Genomic DNA, 25,338 nt, shown 5'->3' on the forward strand with positions numbered 1-25,338 from the left:
TTCCTTAAAAAACAGTTTAATATGAAGTTATACAGCACTAATAATAAAGATTTAAGAGTTTCTTTTAAAGAAGCTGTTTTCAACAGTTTTCCGATTGATAAAGGCTTGTATATGCCCGTTGAAATTCCTCAATTATCCTCTGATTTTATAAATAATATAGATCGTTATAATTTCCAAGAAATAGCTTTTCTAGTCACTCAAGCATTTTTAGGAAACGAAATCCCGGAAGAAGATTTAAAAAAAATCATTGAAGAGGTTATAAATTTTGAAGCTCCGGTAGTACCGCTTTCAAACGAATTAGGAGTTTTAGAACTATTTCACGGACCTTCTTTAGCCTTTAAAGATTTTGGTGCAAGATTCATGAGCCGTATTATGGCTTATCTCTCAGATAAAAATGATAAAACCTTGGATATCTTAGTGGCTACTTCTGGAGATACTGGCGGAGCAGTTGCCCAAGGTTTTTTAGGGGTTGAAGGAACTAGAGTGACCATATTATTTCCCAAAGGAAAGGTAAGCGAAATACAAAAACTACAATTAACCACCAACGGACAAAATATAAGAGCTTTGGAAGTGGATGGTACTTTTGATGATTGTCAATCCATGGTTAAAGAGGCTTTTAATGATCCTGAACTTAATGAACATTTCAATCTCACCTCAGCCAATTCCATAAATATATCTAGATTAATCCCTCAAACATTTTACTATTTTCATGCTTATGCGCAAGCATTAAGACAGAACAAAAAAAGTATAAACTTTGTGGTTCCTAGCGGAAATTTCGGCAATATTGGCGCTGGATTACTTGCTTATAAAATGGGGTTACCGGTTCAACATTTTATAGCTGCTACAAATATTAACGATACAGTTCCTAGATATTTACAAAGTGGTGTTTTTACGCCAAAACCTTCGATACAAACCTTATCAAACGCTATGGATGTAGGTAATCCTAGCAATTGGGTACGTATTATGGAATTATTCAATAATGATCTTCAAAAAATAAAAGAAATAGTTTCCTCCGCTTCCTTTACAGATGAAGAAACATTATCTGGAATACAAGAACTTTATCAGCAATACAACTACATTGCTTGCCCCCACACCGCAGTTGCTTATTTAGGAGCCAAAGAAATTTGCAACGCTCAAGAATTCACTATATTTTTATCTACCGCCCATCCATGTAAATTCATTGATGTCTATTCCGATAATCTAAAAAATGAAATTCAAATTCCTACACAAGTAAAAGAATTAGAAAATAAAACTAGCCTAGCGAAGCCTATAAAAAATGATTTTATAGAACTTAAAAAATTTTTATTAAATAATTAACTTTAAATATAATGTTACAGAACAACTGAATTTATATAGTTGTTCTGTAATAATCTTAATTGAATCATTCCTCTTCATATTGAGAACTTAGATCATATTGAATTTAAGTAAAATTACTCAAGATAATGAATATAGCTTGTTTAACTTTTAACCATTCATTTATTATCTCCCTTACATATAGAATTTATAAAAAGGATAAAAAATCCCTCAAATAGTTTGAAATAAATAATTAAAATTCTATATTAGAACCCATTAAATCAATTTGTATATGGGGAATTTTGAATTAAATAGCTATTTTACCCTAATTATAGCTTCAATGGTATTGCTTATAGGGAATTTTATGACTAAAAAGATTAGCTTTTTAAAAAAATTTAATATTCCCATACCTGTTGCCGGGGGATTATTAGTTGCATTTTTACTAACGGTACTGCATTATACGTCTAACGTTAGTATTACCATTGATACCTCTTTACAGGAAGGTTTAATGCTTATGTTTTTTGCTTCTATAGGTTTAGGCGCTGACTTTTCACGATTAAAAGAAGGAGGTAAACCGTTTTTAGTGTTAACCATTGTAGTTGCTGTATTTATACTTTTACAAGATTTGGTCGGGGTAAGTATTGCTTCATTGTTGGGGGTTGACCCAAGATTGGGTCTTGTTGCTGGATCCATAACCCTTACCGGTGGGCATGGAACTGCTGCCGGATGGGGTACCACTTTAGAAAATTTAGGAGTTTCCGGTGCTACTACGCTAGGGATCGCTTGTGCTACTTTTGGCTTAGTCTTAGGTGGACTTATCGGTGGTGGTTTGGCGGAGAGGCTTATAAAAACCAAAAAATTAATTCCATTAAAAAAAGATCATTTATCCAATGATGGTAAGGAAGCAAATACTGTAGATACTACCTTTGAACATCCGGAAACCCCTAGACTTATTACAGTAAATTCTACCTTAGAAGCTATTACAATGTTTGCTATCTGTATAGGATTTGCTTTTCTTATGAGTCAATTTATGATAAAAAATTACCCTGACTTTTTTATTAAGATCCCAAATTTTGTTTGGGCTTTAGGCTGTGGTGTGATTGTAAGAAATATTCTTTCTCATCTTTTTAAAGTTGATGTTTTTGATCGTTGTATAGATGTTATTGGAAATGTCTCTTTATCTTTATTCTTAGCTATGGCTTTGGTTTCACTGAAACTATGGGAGTTGATTGATCTTGCAATTCCTATCTTAATTATTTTAGGAGCACAAACCTTACTAATGATTACTTATGCTTATTTTGTGACATTTAGAGCTTTAGGGAAAGATTATGATGCGGCAGTTATAGCCGCAGGTCATTGCGGTTTTGGAATGGGTGCAACTCCAACAGCAGTGGCAAATATGCAAGCCATCACTTCTAAATACATGAATTCTCATAAAGCTTTTTTAATCGTTCCTTTAGTTGGTGCATTTTTCGTTGACCTAATCAATGCTTCGGTAATTTCCAGTTTTGTGTCTTTTTTATCCAGATAAAAGACTGGAAATTAAATTTTATTTTTTCTTTGTGATTTAGAAAATATACTATATATTTGCACTCCAGTAAATGCGGATGTGGTGGAACTGGTAGACACGCTAGACTTAGGATCTAGTGCCGTGAGGCGTGGGGGTTCGATTCCCTTCATCCGTACCAAGCAAATCGCTAATCAATCCAAATTGATTAGCGATTTTTTTATTCATTCTCAAAAATAAAATGAGTATAATTGCCTTTTAAAAAATTTAAAATTCTAATTCATTTTTTTTTAATCCCAAAGGAAATTTTTATACATATATCGCCTCAACTACTTGATTTTCATATACTCCACTGCATAGAAATAAGCAAATAGAGTAATATACAATTGTTTTTTGTATATATATTTTTTTAGGTTATTATATGTTTTTTAACAAATATTTTCAATAACCCAAAGGTTTAACCTTGAAAATATCTTTCTATCATTGTTTTACAACTAATTGAATAGATACAAATTTTTGAGTGCTACACCCAATTTATTGATTCTCCATCCTTAAAATATTATGTTATTAGTCCTAATTTAATACCTTGAAGTATTTAGATTTTGGGCTAGTTAACTATTGTATATTTTCAAAACTACTGTTTATATCTGTTTTGGGTGTTACTTTTCCTCCTGTGGAACACATACAAAAAGAATCGGTGGTTAGTTCTTGTTTTCCGTCTATGGTAAAAACAGAGGTATTTTGCCATTTAATTAAGGCAGGTTGGCAGGGTAAATAGCCTCCTGAGATGGGTTTTAGTTTGCATAGTCCAAAGGGGATAATGTTGGTGTTAGCTTCTTTGTCTGCTTCAGTGGCTTGTAATTTGCCTGCTATACATACGAAACTTTGGCTGGTTATCTGTATTGGGGTTGGCTTGGTTCCTTGAGAACATTCTAATTGGGTGTCTTGGATAATTGGATGGGGCATTTTTTTTACTGAATTAATTTTCTAATAAAAATTTACTAGTAGGTTGTTTATTAGATTTATTATTAACTGGAATAATTCCTGAATCACCAAATTCATTTTCAGCCCATGCTTCATTTTCTATTATGGGATAATATTTTTTTAACCTATCATAAAATTCATCTCCTTCAGGATAAATATCTTTGTTATTATAATTACTGTATACTTCATTATAATTTATACAGTAAGCCTGTATATTAGCTATTTTCAATGTAAAAACATAAATTTCTTCATATTGACTAGTTCTAAAAAAAGAATATTGATAGATCAATTTTTGTAATAATTCACCATCAGTCATTCTAGCTAACTCTTGTATAAATTCTTCCTTATCTTGTTTAGAAAAATCTGATGCATTTTCTGATAACCAATTTGGTAGTTTTTCTCTTATCTCTTTTAATTGTTTATAATCAAAAAATTTAGGCTTAGGATTCCATAATAGAGTGTGGCTAAGGCAACGACATCCCTCTTCTTCTATCCTTTTAGTTACATCAAAAGGAGTAGTTCCCCAAATTTCATATCTATTATCTTCTGTTTTGCAAATTTGATTTTTCATATTACAACTGTATAAAATTAATATTGTTAATAAAAGAATTATGATTTTCATTATTTCACCTTTTTTTTAATGTTAAATAAGAACTAATAAATAAAATTATCGAACATAATATATTTAACGGAATTTCTTTTACTTCTTTATTATTATAACATTCATCATAGGTTCTAATGTAATTAATTATGTTATTGTTACTTAAAAATTCAGAATGTATTAGATATGATATTATAATATAACTAAAAAAGAAAGATATTATAGGTAATAAAAATACTAATATTAAAAGGATATATTTTTTTTTTACTATATGAGAAGTATAAAAACTACCTAGTATTAAAAACAAAATAGTATAAAAAATAATAATAAATATAGTATTAGAATACTCATAACTTGGGGTAGCAGAGCAAGGATCAATAGTTTCAACAAGAGGAGGAGAATATGTAATAAACAAAAAGAATAATAAACTATATACTACTCCTTTACAAAATAAATTCATACTAAATCAGTATTTAGGTTTATATGTTTTCATATCATTAGGAGTTCCTTCAGGTGTAGTTCCTCCCTTAACAGGATGCCTTGCTCCATCGGGGTCAAACCATGCTTTATCAATCATTATCATATTTGATTCTATTTCTTTCCATTCCTTAATTCTTGCTTTTTCAGCCTCAGTTAATTTATAATTTTGATTGAGTAGATGCTTATAAGTATCACCACAACGAGCATTTTCAACTCTTGTCTTTTTTTTCTCTCTAGCTTGATAATAATCCTTAAAGCATAATTCATCCTTTGTAAATAATGTTTCTGCATAATCAGAACGACATAAATAAGCAAAAACTGTAGCTCCTGTTTTATCGGCTAATTTTTGAGCTAAACTTTCAGAGGATAATAAATTATATTTATTATTAGGGTCTTTTTTATTTCCTTTCGGATTTATATATACAGACTTATCAACTTTATGATTACCCAACCCTGTTCTACAAGCAAAACTATAAATATTACAAGCACTTGAGAATGCAATCTTATTCATCTTATTAACTTCTTCCTCTTTAATAGATAAGCTTGTGCTATTTCCAAGAGGAGGCATTCCTAAAGCTAATTCTCCAACCAATCCATGTGAGTAAAATATTAATTGCTTTATAAAATTATTTCTTTTTTTAGTACTTGATTTTTTAATATCTCCTTTATTAATATAATTAATAATTTCATCTGCATTTTTAACCTCTATAAGTATTCCTCCATAACCTCTTACAGCTTCAGTTATTTTTGTTACTTGATTTTTAGAGTAATAATGTGTAGGTACAATACTATTACATAGTAAGACTTCATATTTAATATCTCCATTGTTAAGTTTCATTCTTCTTAAAGCTTGATGCACAAACATTAATTTGCTACCTTCCCCAACATAACCTCCATAGAAAGGTGCTACAGCATTTTTTTTCCAATCTCCAGCATGGGCTTGTAAACCTATAACTATGATATAAGAATATAAATTTGTATTCCCTAAATGTTCATTTAGAGGCTTAGATTTACTACCTATTGTAGCTTTAGTAATAGTAGCTTTCAATATTTTATTTTCTCCCATTATAAATCTTTTTTAAAACTAAAAATACTACTTAATAAAGCTTCTCCATTTGAATTTATTATCCCACTATATTCAATATTGTTTATATTCCCTTGTATATCTTTCTCCTCTACATTTATAGTTATTGTTTCTCCTTCCTTTATATTTCTTGTTTGAATCCATATTGAAGCTCTTTTATTTTCACTTAAATCAGTTATAATTTTATCTCCTTTCTTATTTACCCATTTTACCATTATAATTTCACCCTCTTTACTATATAAAAAATCACCTTCTTCAGATATTCTACCCATATTCGGAGCCTTATAATCCAAAGTGATTTTGGCGGAGTATAAAGCACTTGTTCCATGCACATGCATCTGCCCCAAAGCTCCCATTTCTGCATTCCCTTGTGTATAGGTGATTAGTTTTTGTTTTCCATAGAGGTCTAGGTGGTTCATGGCTTCTACTTCCATATTCTGACTACTATGTAGCAGAGTTTTCTTTCCACTGTGTTGGTAGATCTCTTCTCCTGCGGTAGTTTTAATATCCTTTCCTGCTTTCGTGTTTATACTCTCTTGTATATCGATCTCCATGTTCTTAGCCTTCATACGAATCGTTTCTAAGGCTTCCATCTCCAGATTATTTTCTTTCGTATTTAGGTGTATATAGTTGTTGTTCTTGTCTTTTATGGTAATACCAATGCTTTCTTCTCTTTCATCAAATTCAAGGACGTGTCCATGTTTGGTATGCAGGGCTTTTAATTGGTTTTTGGAGTTGTAATAGTTGCTTTTTTGGTTGCCATTGTATAAGGTTCCTATGACAAATGGTTTTTCCATATTGTCATTTTCAAAGTCTATCATTACTTCTTCTTCTATTTCGGGCAGGAAATAGTGTCCTTTTCCTGCTCCGGCATAGGGAAAAACGATTCTGAGCCATGGGCTTTGTTGTTCGGGTTTCATCCAGTCAAAACGTACTCTTACTCTTCCTAAGCCTAGGCTGTCGTTGTTATCGGTTACTAGGGCTCTTTGCTTTTCTGCCTTTGGGTAGGCTTTTTCATTGTAGTACGGGGGTATAAACTGGTCGCAGGGCATAGCTATAAATTCATTGGTATATCCGTTGCCCATTTCGTATTGATGGTTGATTTCCAGTATGGTATAGGTTTCTAGGGGGGGGAGATTCCGTTTTTAAATATTTTGCTGTCAGGGGTCCAAGCGGATAACTTTACTAGATCTCCTACTCTTAAATTGAGATTGTTGGTTTTGGCTTGGGCATAAAACACGTTTTGCTGGGCTTGTCTTTTTCTTTCTAATGTGTCATACAGGTCATAATGGATATGGTTTAATAATGGATAATTATAAAATAACTGTGGCTTTTGTGTAAAGAGCTTTTCTGAGGTTTCTAGGGCGAATTCTTGATAATGGTTGATTATCCTTTTTTTTGTAGCTGATCGCTATCTAGTTGATGAAGTATATCGTATTCGGATTGATAGGCGTATAGGTTTAACTTCTGGGGTTGGGCTTTCATTTGTAATTGGAGGTACTGGGCATCTTCTCCTTCTTGTTTTGGAATTTTTCTTCCTCCGTATCCTCCAAAAACGAGCTGCTCTCCATTCCAGTATAAGAGTTCTCCGTATCGTTTGGCTAGTCTTTGTAAATATTGAAAGTTGGTTTCTTGGTATTGTACGTTGTAGGGTATCTTATTTTTATACTTGGGTTTTACTTTTAGTTCAAATATGTCTCTGGGTAAACCTTCGCAGGTTTGGGTGACTATTTGTTCGAGCGTTTGGTTTTCATAGCTTTTGCAGAGTTCTCCTTGTTCTAAAAGAATGGTGGGAGATTGTCCGATAAGTTCTAATTGGGGATTGTTGTCTTCTATTTTCCAATTGAGCTGGGTTATAATTCCTTGAAAGATAAAGGTAGTTTCTCCAAATTGTTTAAAAGATATGTATATTTTTTTTCCGAATAGGTTTTTGCTATTGGTGAGGGGAAAGTCTCGGGAGGTTTCAAAGGCATCGGCGGGGCAAAGCAGTCGAAAGGTGGAATGTTCGCACATGCTTTGTTTCATCTCCAAATGGTAGCTTCCGCTTTGGTGGAGTACTTCTTTGCCGTCTATTTTTATGGTACAGGCTATAATGCTTCCTTTTCCATCGGGCACGGAACTGTATGTTCTTGACATCATAAATAATTGATAATAATTCAATTTTATCTCGTAAAGATATAATAAAATTAAAATATGGTTTACTTTTTTTGATGAATTAAATATAAAATATTTATTTTTTATTTTATATATGAAGTTTAAAACAAGGTTTTCTATGAATTCTATCTGTACTTTCAATATTAAAATTATAGGGTATAATACGAAAAATTTCACTATTCTTTCGCAAAAAAGAATCCCCATTCCAATTAATTATGACTTGTGAATTATTTATACTATAGTTATTGATAAATTGCGATGACTTAAAATTTACCCTGCATTCACTTTAAAACTTATTTTTTCAAGAAAAAAATAGAGCAGTTCAAATAAACTAAGTTTTAAAATCCTTACATCTTTAAGTAAGTAACTTTTATTACAGTTGTTATAAGCAAATAAAAAACCCCATAATGGGGCTTTTAAAATGAATCTATATTTTCTGAATACAATTTAAATTTTAGGCTACTTTTTTTTTCAATGCCTGATCTTTGAAGCCCATGCCTTCCCAACCGTATTTCATAAAATTTCGAATATTGGCATGATCGGTTCCTTCTGGATTTTTAAGTACATCTTCTCTATAAAATTTCCCGAATAGAAAAAGTGTTTTCTCTTTGGAGACTTGATGTAACTTTGCAAAGCTAAATACTTTGCAGGATCCGTTATTTTGTCCAGATTCATTGTTTATATCACCATTTTTAAATGAGGTTGGTGTAAAATTGTAGTGATTATCAATATATGCTATTACCTCATTAAATTCTATACTTTCGGGTGCATTTTTTAATTGTTCTAATATCATAAAGCTTTTATTATTTAATTTCTGTTCATTATTTATTGATCGGATGAAACAGTGAATGTTGATGAATGTATTATACCTATTTTAACTTTTTAAAATTAGAGGTTTAAAATATTAAGCATTATTTAAACTTCTTTTTAATTTATTTATTGAACGTTTCATTAACAATGATATTATCCAGGCAATTATAAACATTGCTGAAAATACTTGTAAAGTAATGGTTAAAGATCCTGTAGTTTCTTTTACGTAATCATAGATGGATGGTCCTGCAACTCCTGCCAACGCCCATGAAGTTAAAACCATCCCATGAATGGCTCCTAACTGCTTGGTACCAAATAGATCCCCTAAAAAAGCAGGTAAGGTAGCAAAACCGCCTCCATACATGGTTATTACAGTAAATAATATTACTAAAAATACTATTTCAATGGTAATCTGTGGTAAAAAGTAATAGGCTAAAATTTGAAAGGAGAAAAATAATATAAAGGTGTTTGCTCTCCCTAAATAATCTGAAAGGCTGGACCACATGATTCTACCCAAACCATTAAACACTCCAATAACTCCTACCAAAGCAGCTGCCTGCAAAGGAGTATAGCCTAGTTTTTCTTGTGTCATAGGGCTGGCGGCTGCAATTAAAGCAATTCCACAAGTAATATTAATAAACATCATAATCCAGATATAATAAAACCTAGCGGTTTTTAATGCGGCTTTTGCATCAATATTGGATAAATCTTTTTTAAGGGTCGCCCCTTCTCCGGGATTAAACCCATGGGGTAAATAGTTTTCTGGAGGTCTTTCTATATAACTTGCCGCTAATAGTATCATTGCCAAGTAAACCACTCCTAAAATAAAAAAGGTGTAGGTTACTCCTACTTTTTCAAATAGTATTTGCATTAAGGGACCAAAGATTAAAGCTGAAAAGCCAAATCCCATGATTGCCATGCCGGTAGCCAATCCTCTTTTGTCTGGAAACCATTTTACTAAGGTGCTAACAGGTGTTATATAAGCAATTCCTAAGCCTATGCCTCCTATAACCCCATAGCAAAAAAGAAAAAGTGGTAGGGAATGCAGGTAAATGGCTAAACCTGAACCTATAATTCCAACTCCGTAAAAAATTCCAGCGACTGTTCCACTTTTTTTTGGACCTACCTTTTCTACCCATCTTCCCATAAAAGCGGCAGAAAAACCAAGTAGCAAGATTGCTAATTTAAAAGCCCAATTGATTACACTGCCATTAACATTAAAAATTTCACTAACGGGTTTTACCATCACAGAATATGCATATACTGAACCTATGGAAAGATGCATACTTACTGCTGAAACCACCATTAGCCAGCGGTTTTTTAATTTTTTATTTCCCATAAAATATTAAGTTTCTATCGTTGTAATTTATATTTTTTTGTAAATATATCTATTTATCCTAAAGCTTATATAAAATTTATTTATTGCCTTTGCTTTTTGCAATATGTTTTTAATTATTTCTTAGTTTCAATTCTTTTAATTGAATTTCTTCATTGGGACTTTTTAAAACTAATAGTATTCCTAAATTTTATTTCAATGAAATGAGTATTTTTATCCCAATGAATGGTTAAATTTAAGTACAGTTGAAAATTTTTTATTCTTTTATCCCTGATCAATCTTTAGAAAATACTTTGCTATCTTACCTTAAGATTTTGCCTACCGGCATTCAATCCAAAATATATGGTTTTAAAAACACAGAAGATGCATTACGATTATTACTAGGATATGCCCTTCTAATTAATGGTGCTAAATATTTCGGTTATTCTTCTAGTTTTGTTGTTCAAAATATGATATACAATCCATACAAGAAGCCATACCTAAAAAATAATCCTATCTTTTTTAATATTAGTCATTCTAAAGAATTAGCGGTTTGCATTATTAATTCTACGAATGAGGTTGGCATTGATGTTGAAGCCATTGTTCCAATTGAAATAGAGGATTATCAAGAATGTTTTACCTCATCAGAATGGCATCAAATATTCCAAAATAACAATTCTTTAAAAAATTTTTATGAGCTTTGGACTGAAAAAGAAGCTGTACTAAAAGCGGAAAGTTCAGGTTTAAATATAAGTTTAAATTCTTTTGAGATTATAAATCAAAATTGTTTCATGGATGGAAATAATTACTCCATACATATGGTTGACATACATGAAGATTACGTATGTAAGTTTGCCATAAAAAATCCTTCTAAACCCATGAATTATCAGGCTTTACATATACCTTTTAAATAAAAAACTTACCTTTTCATTATCTGAAAAGGTAAGTTATAGTATAGATCTAAATTCTAACCAATCATATTATTCATGATATCAAATTCTTTATCAAGAATAGAAAAATGATCGGTTTCTAAATTTACTGCTCGTAGTTGATCAAAATTTTTAACTGAGGTTTCAATATTATTGTATGGACAAATTACCATACGATCATCCTCTAGCCCTTCTATAGGTACTAATGCTTTAAACAAAATTACTTTTGTATGTTGCAATAGACCGGACAATGGTTGACTTTGAATGATGTTATCGACCTCCATTAATTCTAAAATTTTTTCTCGCTCCATGATATCTTTTCCAAATCTGGATATAAACCTATCAACAGCGTGATCAAGTCCATGCCTTAGTTTAAAATTGATCCATGTATCAAGCAAATAGACTTTAATATCTTTAACCCCTCTTCTTTCAAGTTGTACAGCTATTTCTAAAGCTATTTGTCCACCCAAAGACCAACCTAAAAGATTATAAGATGTTTTAGATTTTTGTATTTCATCCATGGATAGTAAATAATATTCTGCCAATTTTGACAATTCTAGAATTTTATTTACGTTGTATAAGTTAAACGAATCAATTCCATAACAATGATAATAAGGGTTTAGTTTAGTAGCTAAGGATTCGTATACTTCACAACCTCCCACTCCTGGATGGATCATAAACAAGGGCTTATTCTGGCTATTGTTCAATTCTACTATTGGGCAGTATAGTTTAATGTCTTGAACTAGCAAGGCTAATTCCCGTATAGAAGGAGCTTTTAATAAATCTATTAATTTAATTTTAGATCCAAATAAATTATTTATTTTATGAGTGAGTTGGGTAGCTTTTATGCTACTTCCTCCTAATCTATAAAAGCTATCTTCAACGCTTATTTCTTTAATGTCTATCTTTAAAATCTCCGCAAAAAGTGCACATAATTTCTTTTCTTCCTCTGTTTTAGGTGCAATATACGTTTTATCCCCTGTAAATTTGGGACTAGGCAATTGTTTTCGATCTAACTTTCCACTTGTAGATAAAGGAAATTCAAACATATGAATAAAAATACTTGGAACCATATAATCTGGCAAATTGTTAAGCAGATGCTTTGATAATTCACTTTGTTCGATAGGCATCTCAGAAACATAGTAACCGGCTAGGTACTTTTCTCCTGAATCATGTTCTTTAGCAACAACTACTGCTTGGCTTATCTGCGGATGTGTTAACATACTTGCTTCAATCTCACCCAATTCAATTCTAAAACCTCTAATTTTAACTTGAAAGTCATTGCGCCCTAGGTATTCCAGATTTCCATCTTTATGATATTTAACTAAATCTCCAGATTTATAAATTCGTTTATTTTCATAGTGTTCGGTGATCTGAAAATTATGAAATGGATTATCTAAAAATTTTTCTTTGGTTAATTCTTCTTGGTTTAAATACCCTCTTGTTACATGAACCCCTCCTATACATAGCTCTCCTATTGCCCCTACCGGCAAAGGTCTTAAATGTTTATCTAAGACATAAACTGAGGTATTGGCTATGGGTTTTCCTATTAAAACTTTAGAGAGGTTTTTTGTATTACATTCATAATATAAAACTTCAATTGTAGTTTCTGTGGGCCCGTATAAATTGTAAATATTGCACTGGGGAACTAACTTTTGGAATTGTTTTACTTCCTCTAATCCCAATGCTTCTCCACTACAATATAAAGTTTGAAGTGTATATACATGGCTCTGTTTATCTGGATAGTTGTTTAATGTTTCTACGAATGAGGCTAACATGGATGGAACAAAATGAATCATCGTAATTTTTTCTTTTCTTATAAGTTCAATGAGATATAAATTGTCTTTATATTCTTCTGAATCTGCAAGAATTAGGGTTGCTCCATACCAATTGGCTCCAAATAGCTCCCAAACAGATACATCAAAAGTATAGTTCGTTTTTTGAAGAACTATATCGGACGGTAAAATTGGATGATAATTTTGCATCCATTCCATCCGATTAATAACTCCTTTATGTTCTACCATTACCCCCTTGGGATTTCCAGTTGTACCACTTGTATAAATGACATAAGCTAAATGCTTAGAGGTTATTTCAACTTCTGGATTTAAAACAGAATAGGTGGATTTCAATTGATAGATAAATTCGAAGTTTAGAGTTATAATATCTAAGGATGTTGTCTGAATTTTTTCTATTTTGGTTCCATCATCGGTTACAACTAATTTAGGTTTAGTATCATTCAATATGTAGGATATTCGATCTTGTGGAGCCTTTGGATCAATGGGAACATAAGCTGCTCCTGATTTTAAAATCCCTAACAAAGCAACCATTAAATTTGTTGATCGGCTCATACATATAGGGATCAGCTCGTCTGGTTTAATCTTATAAGTGGTAATTAAAAATTGTGCGAATGCATTGGCTTTTTCATTTAACTCTTTATAACTTAGCTCCTCATTATTATACTTTACCGCACATTGATCGGGCGTTCGGGTTACTTGTTCTTCAAACTTCTGATGCATGGTTTTTTCTAATGGAAAATCTGCATAAGTGTGGTTCCATTGATTTATAATTTTATATTGCTCATCATCGTTTATATAAGAGATCTGGTTTAGCTTTTTAGTTTCTATTGAAACTGTTGCTATTTGCTCTAAAATTTTAAGATAAACATGGATGTAGTTTTGTATCGTATCTTTATCAAACAAACTAACCGCATAGTTAAATATCCCTGATATTTTATCTTCGGAATCGTCTAACATGGTAGTAAGATCAAACTTTGCCGGTGAATAACCCAAACCTTCTAAATCTTCGTAAAGGGTAAAAATATTTTCGTATTCTTCTCTTTGATCTTTTCCAAATGATTGTACTCCAAACATGACTTGAAAAATAGGATTTCTAGAGGAATCTTTCTCAAGTTTTAATTCGTCAACTAACTTTTCAAATGGCAAATCTTGATGCATTAATGCGTTATTCACGTTTTCACCCACCTCACTTATAAAACAAGCGATACTTTGGCTGGCATTTATTTTTTGCCTAAGAACTAATGTATTTACAAAGAGACCTATTAAATCTTTTATTCCTTCATAATGCCTGCCGGCTACAGGGGTTCCTACTACTATATCTTCTTGATTACTAAAGGCAGATAGCATTAAATAATATCCGCTTAAAAGTAAACTATATAGACTCACCTTTAGTTCTTTAGCTTTTAAACGTAAAGAATTACTTAGTTCTGCTTCTAAACTGAAATTTACATAAGCGCCTTTATAGTCAATTAGAGATGGTCTGATTCTATCAGTTGGTAGGTTTAATGTCTCATAATTTTCTAAATGCTTTTTCCAATAATCCAATTGCTTTTTAAGTTCATCTCCTTGTAAAAATTGTCTTTGCCATAATGCATAATCTTTATATTGTAACAAGTTTTCTTGGTTTGTCAATGGTTTATCATTCTTTAATTCTAAAGAATTTTGATTTTTTTCTTCAAATAAATAATTGTTCATCAAGTCTCTCATAAAGACATCTAGAGACCACCCGTCTGAGGTTATATGATGAACTACCAAAGAAAGATATAACTCATTGTCTAATGTATATAAGCCAACTGTAAATGGAAATTCCTTTTCTAATTTAAATTTTTTATGAATATCGGTTTGTATTAACTTATGTAATTCCATTTTAGAATCAACCGTTGCCTTTTTAATAATAAAAGGTTGAGGTAAGTCTTTGATCACTTGTTGATAAGCAATACCCTCATGAGTCGTCTTAATCAATGTTCGTAATACTTCATGTCTATATAACAGCCGTATAAATGCTTTTTCTACAATTTTATAATTGACTTCATTTTTGAATTTTAAAATTAAGGGTATATTATAAGCATCACTTCCTCCGGCATAAGATTCTATAAACCATAAACGTTCTTGAGCAAATGATAATAATTGATCTTCGGGATGATCTACCGTAATCTTTTTTACTTGGGTAAAAGTATTTTGTCCTTCATTGATTTTTTGAGCTAATTTTTTTATGGTTCTATTGGTAAAAATAGATGCAACATCAATGCTTACATTACATTCTTTTTTAATTGCGTTCATTACCTTAATTGCCAATATGCTACTCCCTCCAAGACTAAAAAAGTCATCCTCTGTACTAATTTCTGTACTATTTAAATTTAAAATTTCACTATAAATTTTTATTAGTTTTCTTTCATTGTCTGTATGGGGTTTAATACACGTGGTTTGATTAATTTTAGTTATTTCTGGCAAGGCTTTTCTATCAAGCTTACCATTGGAATTAGTGGGAAATGCTGATAAATGTATAAAATGATTAGGAATCATATAATCTGGAAGAGATTTGCTTAAAAAATCTTTTAATTCATCTTCCTTCACTTCTTTATCGGCTTCATAATATGCAACTAAGCTTTTAATTTCCGAGGAAGTTTGGTTTACTACTACTGTTGCCTTTTTGATCTTTGGATATTTACATATGGTAGTTTCAATTTCGCCTAACTCAATGCGATAACCTCTAATTTTAACTTGGAAATCGTTTCTGCCTATATACTCAATCTGTCCATCCTGTAAATATTTTGCTAAATCTCCGGTTTTATAAATAATTTGATTATAATTTTCTTTTTTTTCTTCTTCTGTCTGAAAGGGATTGTTTAAAAATTTTTCTTTTGTAAGGTTTAAATTGTTTAAATATCCATCACTAACTCCATCTCCCCCAATATATAATTCTCCGATAGAACCTAAAGGTAAAGGTTTTAAATTTTTATTTAAAATATAAGTGGTATAATTATTTAATGGTTTTCCAATATAAACAGAAGGGGTATTATCTTCTAAAAGGGTATCTATAGTATTTATAGTTGCGAATGTTGTCGTTTCTGTTGGTCCGTATCCATTAATTAGCTTAATTTTTGGAAAAGATTTTTGCATTCTTGATATATGAGTATAAGAGGCAGATTCACCTCCAAAAACTATACATTTCACAGAATCTAAGTTTTTAATCCCTTCATCAACTAGGACATTGAACAAGGATGTCGTTACAAAAATATTAGTTATTGTATATTTAGCAATTAATTCATCTAATTTTTCAAGATTTAAAAATATTTCTTTGGATGTTAAAACTACTGTAGCACCGGATAGAAGTGTTAAAAAATAATCATAAATAGAAGCATCAAACTGATAACTGGATAGACTCAAAACTATATCCGTTTCATTCATTGATAGTAATTTAGCATTGCTTACTAAATTATTGGTGTTTTTATGTTTTATTTTTACGCCTTTTGGACTTCCAGTTGTTCCACTTGTATATATGATATAGGCAATTTCTTCAGATGAAATATTCAAATCTAAATTTTGGACTGGGTTGCTTATATTTATTTCTTGTTCATAGGAATGATCGTCAATAACAAGAATTGATTGAGCAGGATTATTTATTAATTTTTCTAAGTTGCTTTTATAAGCCTTTTCGGTAATAACTAATTTTGCTTTTATATTATCGACTATGTAGCTCAATCGTTCCTCAGCCATTACAGGCTCCATAGGTACATATGCAGACCCAGTTTTTAGGATCCCAAGGATTGTGTAAATTTGTTTTTCGGACTTATTTAAATACATAGAGATTCTATCGCCTATCTTTATTTTATATTTACTTATTAAAAAATTAGCGAATTGATTGGCTTTTTGATTAATCTCTGTATAGGTAAAATTCTTATTTTCAAATATAATAGCAACTTTGTCTGGATTCTTTAGTACTTGTTCTTCAAACAATTGAACAAGGGTTTTGTTAGAATCGTAAATCTGCTTGGTATGATTAAATGTGTAGATGATTTTATCAAATTGTGTTTTATTTAGGTATTTAATATTCTCAATTTTTTTATTTTTAATCTCTTGCAAACCTAAATCCGCAAATTGTTTTAAGATAGTTATATATGTTGATATATAATTTTCTATGGTTGCCTTGTTAAAAAGGCTAGTTGCGTAATTAAAAACCCCTTTAATGGAATCTCCTGAATCATCCAACATAGTCATAATATCAAATTTGGCTATATTAAAATTTCGCGAAAAACTTCCTTGGTAAAATTCTAAGATATTTTTTTCCTTATCCTCAACTTCTTTAGCAAAGGCCTGAACGCCAAATACCACTTGAACTATTGGATTCCTAGATCGATCTTTTTCTCCTCCAAATGCATCCACCAAATGATCAAACGGTAAATCTTGATTATTCTGTGCTTCTGTTGAGTTTCTGGATACTTCTAAAATAAAATTATAGAGGGATTGTTGATCATTAATGATTTGTCTTAAAACAAGTAAATTTACAAAGAAACCAATATTATCTACAATCTGTGAATGATTTCTACCAGCGACCGGGGAGCCTATTAGAATATCGTCTTGATTGCTATAAGCCGATAGTAATAAATAATATCCACTTAATAGTAAATTGTACAAACTAATATTCATTTCTTTAGCTAAACTAACCAATCTCTTGCTTGTAAATTCATCCAGATGAAATTCTATATCTTCTCCTTTATAGTCCATCTTTAATGGGCGTTTATGATCTGTTGATAAATTCAACCTCTCGTAGCCTTGCAATTGTTTTTTCCAAAAAGCATATTGTTTATTATAGAGTTCTTGTTTTAAATAGTTTCTTTGAAAGATTGCGTAATCTTTGTATTGAACTTTAAGATCTGGTAACAAATACTTTTCTGCATGAATTGGATTTTCAGATTTTATTAATTTGAAATATTCATAGTTGTATATCAATTCTTTTATAAATATGTCTGTAGACCAACCATCAAAAGCTATATGATGTACCACTACGCTTAAATAAAGATCCCTTTCATTTTGAAAAATTTGTACTTTAATCGGATATTCTTCTTCTAATTTGAATATATGCCAAACATCCTTAGACATTAATTCATCTAGTTCTTCTTGACTTTTGAAATTTGTTGTGTTAATTATTAGGGGTCGATCTTTTAAATCTTTAACGTATTGATAGCCATTGCCCCATTGATCTGTTTTAATTAAACTCCGCAAGACTTCATGTCTATCTATAATTTTAGTAATGGACTGTTTAAGTAAGTCTATATTTACCTGTTCTTTTAATTTAAACAAGAGGGGAATATTGTATGCATAGGTTCCTTCTTCGAAATAATCTATGAACCATAAACGTTGTTGCGCAAATGACAAACATTGATCTTCTACATTTTTAAAATAATATTTTTGGATATTAATATCTTTATATCCTTTATATTTGTATAAATAATTTGCTAATTTCTTAATTGTTAAGTGGTCAAATAATTCGGATACTGGAACTTTTATTTGAAAGTTATTATTTATTTGCGCAGATAGTTTAATGATCTGTATACTATTACCTCCTAATTTATAAAACTCATCATTCACACCTATGTTGGAAGAATCTATATTTAAAATACTCGAAAATATTCCCAAAATTTTATTCTCAACCTCATTTTCAGGAGCTTCATAATTTTGTTTAATCGTAAATGTAGGTTCTTGTAATTGATTTCTGTCTATTTTCCCATTCACGGTTAAAGCAAAACCTTTTAATGGAACTATGACAGAAGGAATCATGTAATCCGGTAGTTTATTACCTAAATCGTTTCTTAATAAATTTTCACCCATTTCATGGCTAGAAGAATAGTAACAAACAATATACTTTGCTCCTTCACCGTTGTCCTTCACTAAAGCAATAGAATTTTTTATGCCTTCTATAGAATTAAACGCCGATTCTATCTCGCCTAATTCAATGCGCAATCCTCTTATTTTTACTTGAAAGTCATTTCTTCCTATATATTCAATGTTACCATCTGGAAGATATCTTACTAAATCTCCAGTCTTATAAATGGTAGAATTGTAATTTAATTCTTTTTCTTTCTCAGTTTGAAAGGGATTAATAATAAATCGTTCTGATGTTAATGGTAAATTATTCAAATATCCTTTAGACACTCCATCACCTCCAATATAAAGCTCCCCTACAACTCCCACTGGAACAGGATTTCTTTCTTTATCTAAAATATAATTAGTAACATTAGGTATGGGTTTCCCAATGGGAATAATATTGTATATTTTTTGAGGATTGATCAAAAAACAAGTAGAAAAAGTAGTGGTCTCTGTAGGTCCATAGGCATTAATTAGTGTAACATTCTGATACTTTTTTACAAATTTAGAAACATGAACTACAGAGGCTGCTTCTCCTCCAATAAGAATATATTTTAAATTTCTAAAACCAGACAAATCTTCATCAACTAGCATATTGAATAAAGCTGTAGTTATTAGAACATTGGTAATTTTATACTTTTTAATTTTTTTATTTAAAAGTGCTGAATTTATTAAATCTTCTTTATCTGCTAATACTAAAGGAATACCATGCAATAAAGCAGTGAAAAAATCATATACAGATCCATCAAATTGATAATTTGACAAACTTAGTATTCTATCTGTATTATCAATTGATACATAATCCGCATTGAAAACTAAATTGGTTACATTTTTATGCATAACCATAACTCCTTTTGGATTACCCGTAGTTCCACTTGTGTAAATGATGTAAGCGATGTCTTCTGGATTCGTTAAATTCACTAAGTTATCACTTGAATAATGAATTAATGTTTTATCCCATAACTCTTCTTTATCAATAATTTCAACTTCGGATATAATTTTAAAAATTCTTTCAAAATAATTTTTATTTGTAATAATTAGCTTTGAATGTGTATCCTTAACTACATATTCAATTCTTGAATCAGGCAAGAGTGGATCTAAAGGCACATAAATTGCACCCAATTTTAACATAGATAAAATAGTAGTTATAATATGTTCATTACGATCAAGAACAAGTACTATTATATCTCCTTTTCTAATTTGATATTTTTCCTTTAAATACTTTGCATATTTATTTGCTCTTTCATTTAATTCACTATAAGTATATTCTACATCTTGAAAAATAAGTGCTTTGTTGAGAGGATTCTGCTTTACTTTTTTTTCAAATATTTCATGAATTGTAGGAGCAGTATTTTTATGAACATACGTTTGGTTCCATTTATTTACTATTTTAAAATATTCTGGTTCTTTTTCGTTTAGTAATTTGTAAGTAGTGATTTCTCTATTTTTATTCTCACTAATTAAATCGTTTAATATTTCTAAAAACAACTTTTGATATAGTTGAATAAAATTTTTTACTAAATTTTCATCTAATAAATCTTTATCATACTTTACTCTATAATTAATATTTTTATTGTGTAATTCTTGTTCAAATAACAATTGATTAACTAGATCAATTTGGTATTCATGGTTTATTTCTTCAAACGTAATTCCATCTAAATTTGGCTCAAAATCTCGTAAAAATGTTTGAGCAAAACCTATATCTAGTATATTTGAATTTTCTGCATATTGAACGATTTGTGAGGTTGGTAAATATTTTGCTTTTGAAGTTTTTAGATCTTTAAAAAATTGTAATACATTCTGGATGGTTTCTTCTAAAGTTGTTTTTTCATGAAACCTGTAATCTACAATCATAGTATTTACATGAGCCCCGTAAATAAAATCAGTCCCTTCTAGAATAGCAATGGGGTAACTAATAGGGATATTATCTGCTCCTGATACTTTATGCAATAAAATTGCTAAAACTAGTTGTCCAAACACATATGGGGTTATCTTATAAAGATGCTTTAAACTGTTTAATTGATTATATATAGTTCCATCATAGGTAAATACAATTTCACTAACTAAACGTTTGGGGCTTTTTTGACTTGAAAGATTATTTTTTAAAAAATTTAAATCAATTCCGGTAAGGTTCTCTAAATGTTTTTTCCAAAACCCATGGATTTCCTCTTTATTTTTAATTAAAATTGAATCAAAATATTCGTTTAATTGATTGTGCATTTCCATTTGTTTTTCAAATGAAAAGGTTGTATATCCTATACCGTTATAAATGGCTGCCCATTTTTCATAAATCTGGTTGGTTGTAATACCATCAATAACTAAATGGGATATTACTAAAAGTATCCTGTATTTACTTTTTTCTAGCTTTACAATACCTAATCGAAGTTGCAGATCTTTTTCAAGATTAAAAGGTTTAGAAATATAATTGTAGATTTCATCTTCCGTTAATTTAGCAGGAAAATAATCTATTACTTTTTTAGCTTTGTTTCTTAACTTCCAATAAAAAGTTCCTTCATAAACCCTAGGATTATGAAAAAAAACAAAGTGCTCATTCACTAATTTTAAAAATGCAGCTTCGCACTTTTTAACGCATAGATCACCGTTTACAAAACTATCCATTACCATATTATAATCGTTCCGCAATGGATTCTTTAGCCATTCATAGTAGAATAGACTTTGAAAAGGAGTTAGTTTTACTCTTGATTTTTCTGTCATAAGTAATTATTAAAAGGTTATTAATTGTGCATACCAAATCCTGAACACATATATCTTTATCATAAAGCATAATATGAGTGCTTGATATTACTTTAATCTATAGTAAGATGGTTGGGATTTAATAAGTATAAATACTTATATATTAGAATAATTAATTATAATTAGTTTTTTTTGATGAGCAAATTTAAATAAAATTATATAATAATGATATAAATATATTATTTATTCATTTGTTTTTTTATAGATTGCTTTCTTAATAAAAAAATACTACTCTAGTAAATTACTATTATATAATTTCTCTAAATTTAATTTTATCTATTAACTTAATAAATTAATTTTTAGCTTCTAATTCTATCAAAAATAAGATTGAAAAATTAAAACCCGATTCAATTATTTATGAATCAGGTTTTAGTTTGACTTAGCCTTATATAAATCTATTATTTTTTTATAACGCTAAATTTAATATTTCTTTATTTATAATTTTGAGCTTACGAAGCTACACCTCAATTCTATCATAAATTTTAGGATCGTGTTTTTTAATTTTAATTTTTACGTATTTAGATGCTGGCATATTACTACCTCTAACAGTATTATCAATAGGCACTAATACATTCGTTTCAGGAAAATAGGTCATAGTATTCTTTTTAGGAATATTATAAGAAACTACTATAAACAGTGGAGCAATTCTTTCTACATTATTATCGTAATTAAATAAATCAACTTTATCCCCATTCTTTAACCCTGCTTTTTGTATGTCATCATCATTCATAAAGATCACTCTACGCTCATTATGCACCCCTCTGTACCGATCATCCATTCCATATATCGTTGTGTTAAATTGATCGTGTGTTCGTGTTGTCCCCATTAAATATTCATCATCTTCCAATTTATTTTCTGGCACGTCAGAAATAGTAAAGGGTGCTTTATAGTTATAGCTTGAAGAAAATTGCTGTTTGTCTCTTGCTCCATTAGGCAGATAAAAACCTCCCTTCACTCGCACTCTCTCATTGTAATTTTCAAAACCTGGTATACACTTAGCAATATCATCTCTAACAGCATCATAACTATCGTGAAAACGCTTCCAATTAACTTTACTTTTTTCTCCAAAAGTTGCTATAGCCATCCTACAAACAATTTGCATTTCATTAATCAGATTATTGGAAACTGGTTTTAAAACCCCTTTGGATGCTTGTACTACTCCCATGGAGTTTTCGGTACTTATAATCTGAACTTCATCGTTCATAATATCCATATCTGAACGTGAATACGTAGGCAGAATAATTGATTCTTTACCGTGTACTAAATGTCCTCTGTTTAATTTGGTAGAAACTGTAACTAAAAGGTTTAATTTCTTTATCGCATTAGACGTAAAGTTTGTATCGGGAGCTGCTGATAAAAGATTTCCTCCCATGCAGAATAAAACTTTAACCTTGTCTTCGTGCATAGCTTTAATGGTATGAACTACATCATAACCATGACTTCTTGGCATTTTAAATCCGTATACTTCTTCCAACGTATCTAGTTGTTCATCTGTAGGTTTATGATTCACTAACATTGTCCTATTCCCTTGCACATTACTATGTCCACGCACTGGACAAACACCGGCTCCCTTCTTTCCTATACTCCCTTTCATCAAGAGAATATTAAGCATTTCTTTCACCATATCTACACCGTTGGGTTGCTGAGTTATACCCATTCCCCAACAGATAATTATTCGATTTTTAAAGGCTAACATTTCTGCAACTTCACGCAATTGTTGTACGGAAATACCACATTCTACGGACAGATCTTCTAATTTATATTTAGAAAATTGTTTAGAAAATTCCTCAAAGCCTACGGTTTTTTCTTGAATAAATGATTTATCTAGAACTTTACCTGGGGATTGTTTTTCAAATTCAAATAATAGGATCTCTAAAGCTTTTAATAAAGCCATATCCCCATTTATTTTAACCGGTAAATAAACATCCGTTAACTTAACTCCTCCACCAAGCATACCTTTAATTTTTTGTGGATTTTTAAATCCAAATAAACCTGCTTCAGGCAAAGGGTTTATTGAAATAATTTTACCTCCATTGCTTTTACATTTTTCTAAAGCGCTTAACATTCTTGGAGCATTAGTGCCTGGGTTATGTCCGATGCTAATGATAATCTCAGCTTCGTACAGATCTTCCAATTTAACCGTTCCTTTACCTATACCTATGGTTGGAGACAATGCTGTACCTGAAGTTTCATGACACATATTTGAACAGTCCGGCATATTATTGGTTCCAAACTCTTTGCAAAATAACTGATATACAAATGAAGCTTCATTGCTGGTTCTACCAGAGGTATAAAATGCTGCTTGATCGGGTGAATCTAATTCATTAAGATGATTTGCTATTTTATTAAATGCATCCTGCCACTCAATGGCTTGATAATGGGTTCCCCCCGGAGGTAAATATAATGGGTGAGTTAATCTACCTAATTTTCCAATTTTTAAATCATCAAGTTTTGAAAGCTCATAGACAGAGTTTTCCTGAAAAAATTCTGGATCAAGTTTTTTACTAGTAGCTTCTGCTGCCAAAGCTTTTGCACCATTCTCGCAGTATTCACCTAGAGAAGATCGTTCATCATCTGGATCTGGCCATGCACAACTGGGACAATCAAACCCTGTGAATTGATTCATGCTAAATAATGCCTTTCCTCCTCTTAATAAAGTTTTTTCATCAATCAGGTTTTCTAACGAAACCTTTACTGCTGTAAAACCAGCTGCCTTTTTTTCTGGATCACTTACTTTTAATTTTCCTGTTAAATTATATGGATTTTCATCTTTTGGATCCTTTGATTCTAAATTTTCTGTATTATTATCTTTAGCCATAACTATTCTCTGTTTAGTAGTATACTTATAATCTATGTTTATATTATTACGAATATTGATTTAAATATTCTAAATACTTTTTAGTAAAAAGAATGCTTTAATGATTTGTGATAAATATTCATACTATCTTTCTTTAAAAACCCAATCAATGTCATATCAAATTCTTTTGCTATACTTACTGCTAAACTTGACGGAGCTCCTATGGAAGCTATTAATGAAACCCCTGCCATTGATGCTTTTTGAATAAGTTCGAAACTTGCTCTTCCACTTAATAAAAGTATTTTATCATTTAGTGGCAAATGATTATTGATTAAAAAATACCCGATTAATTTATCTAGTGCATTATGCCTACCAACATCTTCTCTCATAGCATTTAAATTCCCTTCTAAATCAAAAATTGCTGATGCATGAATACCCCCTGTAATTTCAAAATTTGATTGGGTTTTCTTTAATACCTCGGCTAGAGCATAAAAAATTTCTGTATTTATCTTTAATGATTTTTTTTTAATATTTTGATACTTATTCACTGTTTTTATAGCCTGTATGGAGCTTTTACCACAGACACCACAACTAGATGTTGTATAAAAATTCCGATCAGAATTTCCTATCTCCGGATTATAGCCGTCTGACAACTCTACTATAACTCTATTTTCTTGCAATAAAGGAGTACCTTCTTCGGTACTTTTCACAGTCTTTATTTCTTTATAGGAATTAATTATTCCTTCTGTAAATAAAAAACCTATTGCCAGTTCCACATCATTCCCTGGAGTTCTCATGGTAATAGAAATATTTTTTTCCGTTTTATTTCCAGTCGATCCAAACAAAATTCTAATCTCGAGAGGCTCTTCCACAGATACAGAATCAGTAAAATTTACAAATCTCCCCTGCTTTACTTTAACTGTATCTAATTGATTAATAGATTTTTTATTTAATAAACTGTTTATCATT

General features: G+C 30.5%; 13 protein-coding genes and 1 tRNA gene. 4 read left to right on the forward strand and 10 right to left on the reverse strand.

Annotated features, from left to right (window positions below; genetic code table 11):
* The first annotated feature begins 21 nt into the window (after positions 1–21).
* The 3 genes from thrC to ETU08_RS02260 all read left to right on the forward strand — a co-directional run bounded on the left by thrC (position 22) and on the right by ETU08_RS02260 (position 2,981).
* The gene (gene thrC, locus ETU08_RS02250) at positions 22–1,317 is read left to right on the forward strand and encodes a threonine synthase (RefSeq protein WP_146261388.1); all 1,296 of its coding nucleotides are present in this window, start codon (positions 22–24) and stop codon (positions 1,315–1,317) included.
* 268 nt (positions 1,318–1,585) lie between these two features.
* Positions 1,586–2,824, forward strand: a complete 1,239-nt coding sequence (gltS, locus tag ETU08_RS02255; protein ID WP_146261389.1) for a sodium/glutamate symporter — start codon at positions 1,586–1,588, stop codon at positions 2,822–2,824.
* Between the two features lie 72 nt (positions 2,825–2,896).
* Positions 2,897–2,981, forward strand: a tRNA-Leu gene (locus ETU08_RS02260).
* A gap of 434 nt (positions 2,982–3,415) precedes the next feature.
* On the opposite strand, the gene ETU08_RS02265 is transcribed toward ETU08_RS02260, so the two are convergent.
* The 7 genes from ETU08_RS02265 to ETU08_RS02295 form a co-directional block, all read right to left on the reverse strand.
* Positions 3,416–3,766, reverse strand: coding sequence for a DUF4280 domain-containing protein (locus ETU08_RS02265; protein WP_146261390.1), 351 nt, complete (start codon positions 3,764–3,766; stop codon positions 3,416–3,418).
* A gap of 13 nt (positions 3,767–3,779) precedes the next feature.
* The gene (locus ETU08_RS02270) at positions 3,780–4,355 is read right to left on the reverse strand and encodes a hypothetical protein (protein WP_146261391.1); all 576 of its coding nucleotides are present in this window, start codon (positions 4,353–4,355) and stop codon (positions 3,780–3,782) included.
* Between the two features lie 496 nt (positions 4,356–4,851).
* A complete protein-coding gene (locus ETU08_RS02275) occupies positions 4,852–5,931 on the reverse strand; it encodes a hypothetical protein (RefSeq protein ID WP_146261392.1) in 1,080 nt (359 codons plus the stop codon).
* On the reverse strand, positions 5,931–7,034 hold the full coding sequence (locus ETU08_RS02280; protein WP_146261393.1) for a phage baseplate assembly protein V: 1,104 nt from the start codon (positions 7,032–7,034) through the stop codon (positions 5,931–5,933). Before ETU08_RS02280 ends, ETU08_RS02275 begins: the two co-directional genes overlap by 1 nt.
* 301 nt (positions 7,035–7,335) lie before the next feature.
* Positions 7,336–8,088 (reverse strand): contractile injection system protein, VgrG/Pvc8 family, encoded by a 753-nt coding sequence (locus ETU08_RS02285; RefSeq protein ID WP_185145259.1) that lies wholly within the window; start codon positions 8,086–8,088, stop codon positions 7,336–7,338.
* Positions 8,089–8,557: 469 nt separating this feature from the next.
* Positions 8,558–8,896, reverse strand: a complete 339-nt coding sequence (locus ETU08_RS02290; protein ID WP_146261395.1) for a HopJ type III effector protein — start codon at positions 8,894–8,896, stop codon at positions 8,558–8,560.
* A 111-nt stretch (positions 8,897–9,007) separates the two neighbouring features.
* Positions 9,008–10,252 carry an L-lactate MFS transporter gene (locus tag ETU08_RS02295; protein ID WP_146261396.1) on the reverse strand — a complete coding sequence of 415 codons (1,245 nt, stop codon included), beginning with the start codon at positions 10,250–10,252 and terminating at the stop codon, positions 9,008–9,010.
* A 242-nt stretch (positions 10,253–10,494) separates the two neighbouring features.
* Between ETU08_RS02295 and ETU08_RS02300 the strand changes: the two genes are divergently transcribed.
* A complete protein-coding gene (locus ETU08_RS02300) occupies positions 10,495–11,142 on the forward strand; it encodes a 4'-phosphopantetheinyl transferase family protein (protein WP_146261397.1) in 648 nt (215 codons plus the stop codon).
* 53 nt (positions 11,143–11,195) lie between these two features.
* Here the strand turns inward: ETU08_RS02300 and ETU08_RS02305 are convergent, their stop codons facing one another.
* The 3 genes from ETU08_RS02305 to fdhD all read right to left on the reverse strand — a co-directional run bounded on the left by ETU08_RS02305 (position 11,196) and on the right by fdhD (position 25,337).
* Positions 11,196–21,533, reverse strand: a complete 10,338-nt coding sequence (locus ETU08_RS02305) for a non-ribosomal peptide synthetase (RefSeq protein ID WP_146261398.1) — start codon at positions 21,531–21,533, stop codon at positions 11,196–11,198.
* 496 nt (positions 21,534–22,029) lie between these two features.
* Positions 22,030–24,390 carry an FdhF/YdeP family oxidoreductase gene (locus ETU08_RS02310; RefSeq protein ID WP_146261399.1) on the reverse strand — a complete coding sequence of 787 codons (2,361 nt, stop codon included), beginning with the start codon at positions 24,388–24,390 and terminating at the stop codon, positions 22,030–22,032.
* Positions 24,391–24,470: 80 nt separating this feature from the next.
* Positions 24,471–25,337: a formate dehydrogenase accessory sulfurtransferase FdhD gene (fdhD, locus tag ETU08_RS02315; RefSeq protein ID WP_146261400.1), complete on the reverse strand. Its 867-nt coding sequence runs from the start codon at positions 25,335–25,337 to the stop codon at positions 24,471–24,473.
* Position 25,338 lies beyond the last annotated feature (1 nt).

Source organism: Apibacter muscae, from assembly GCF_007845635.1.
GTDB lineage: Bacteria > Bacteroidota > Bacteroidia > Flavobacteriales > Weeksellaceae > Apibacter > Apibacter muscae.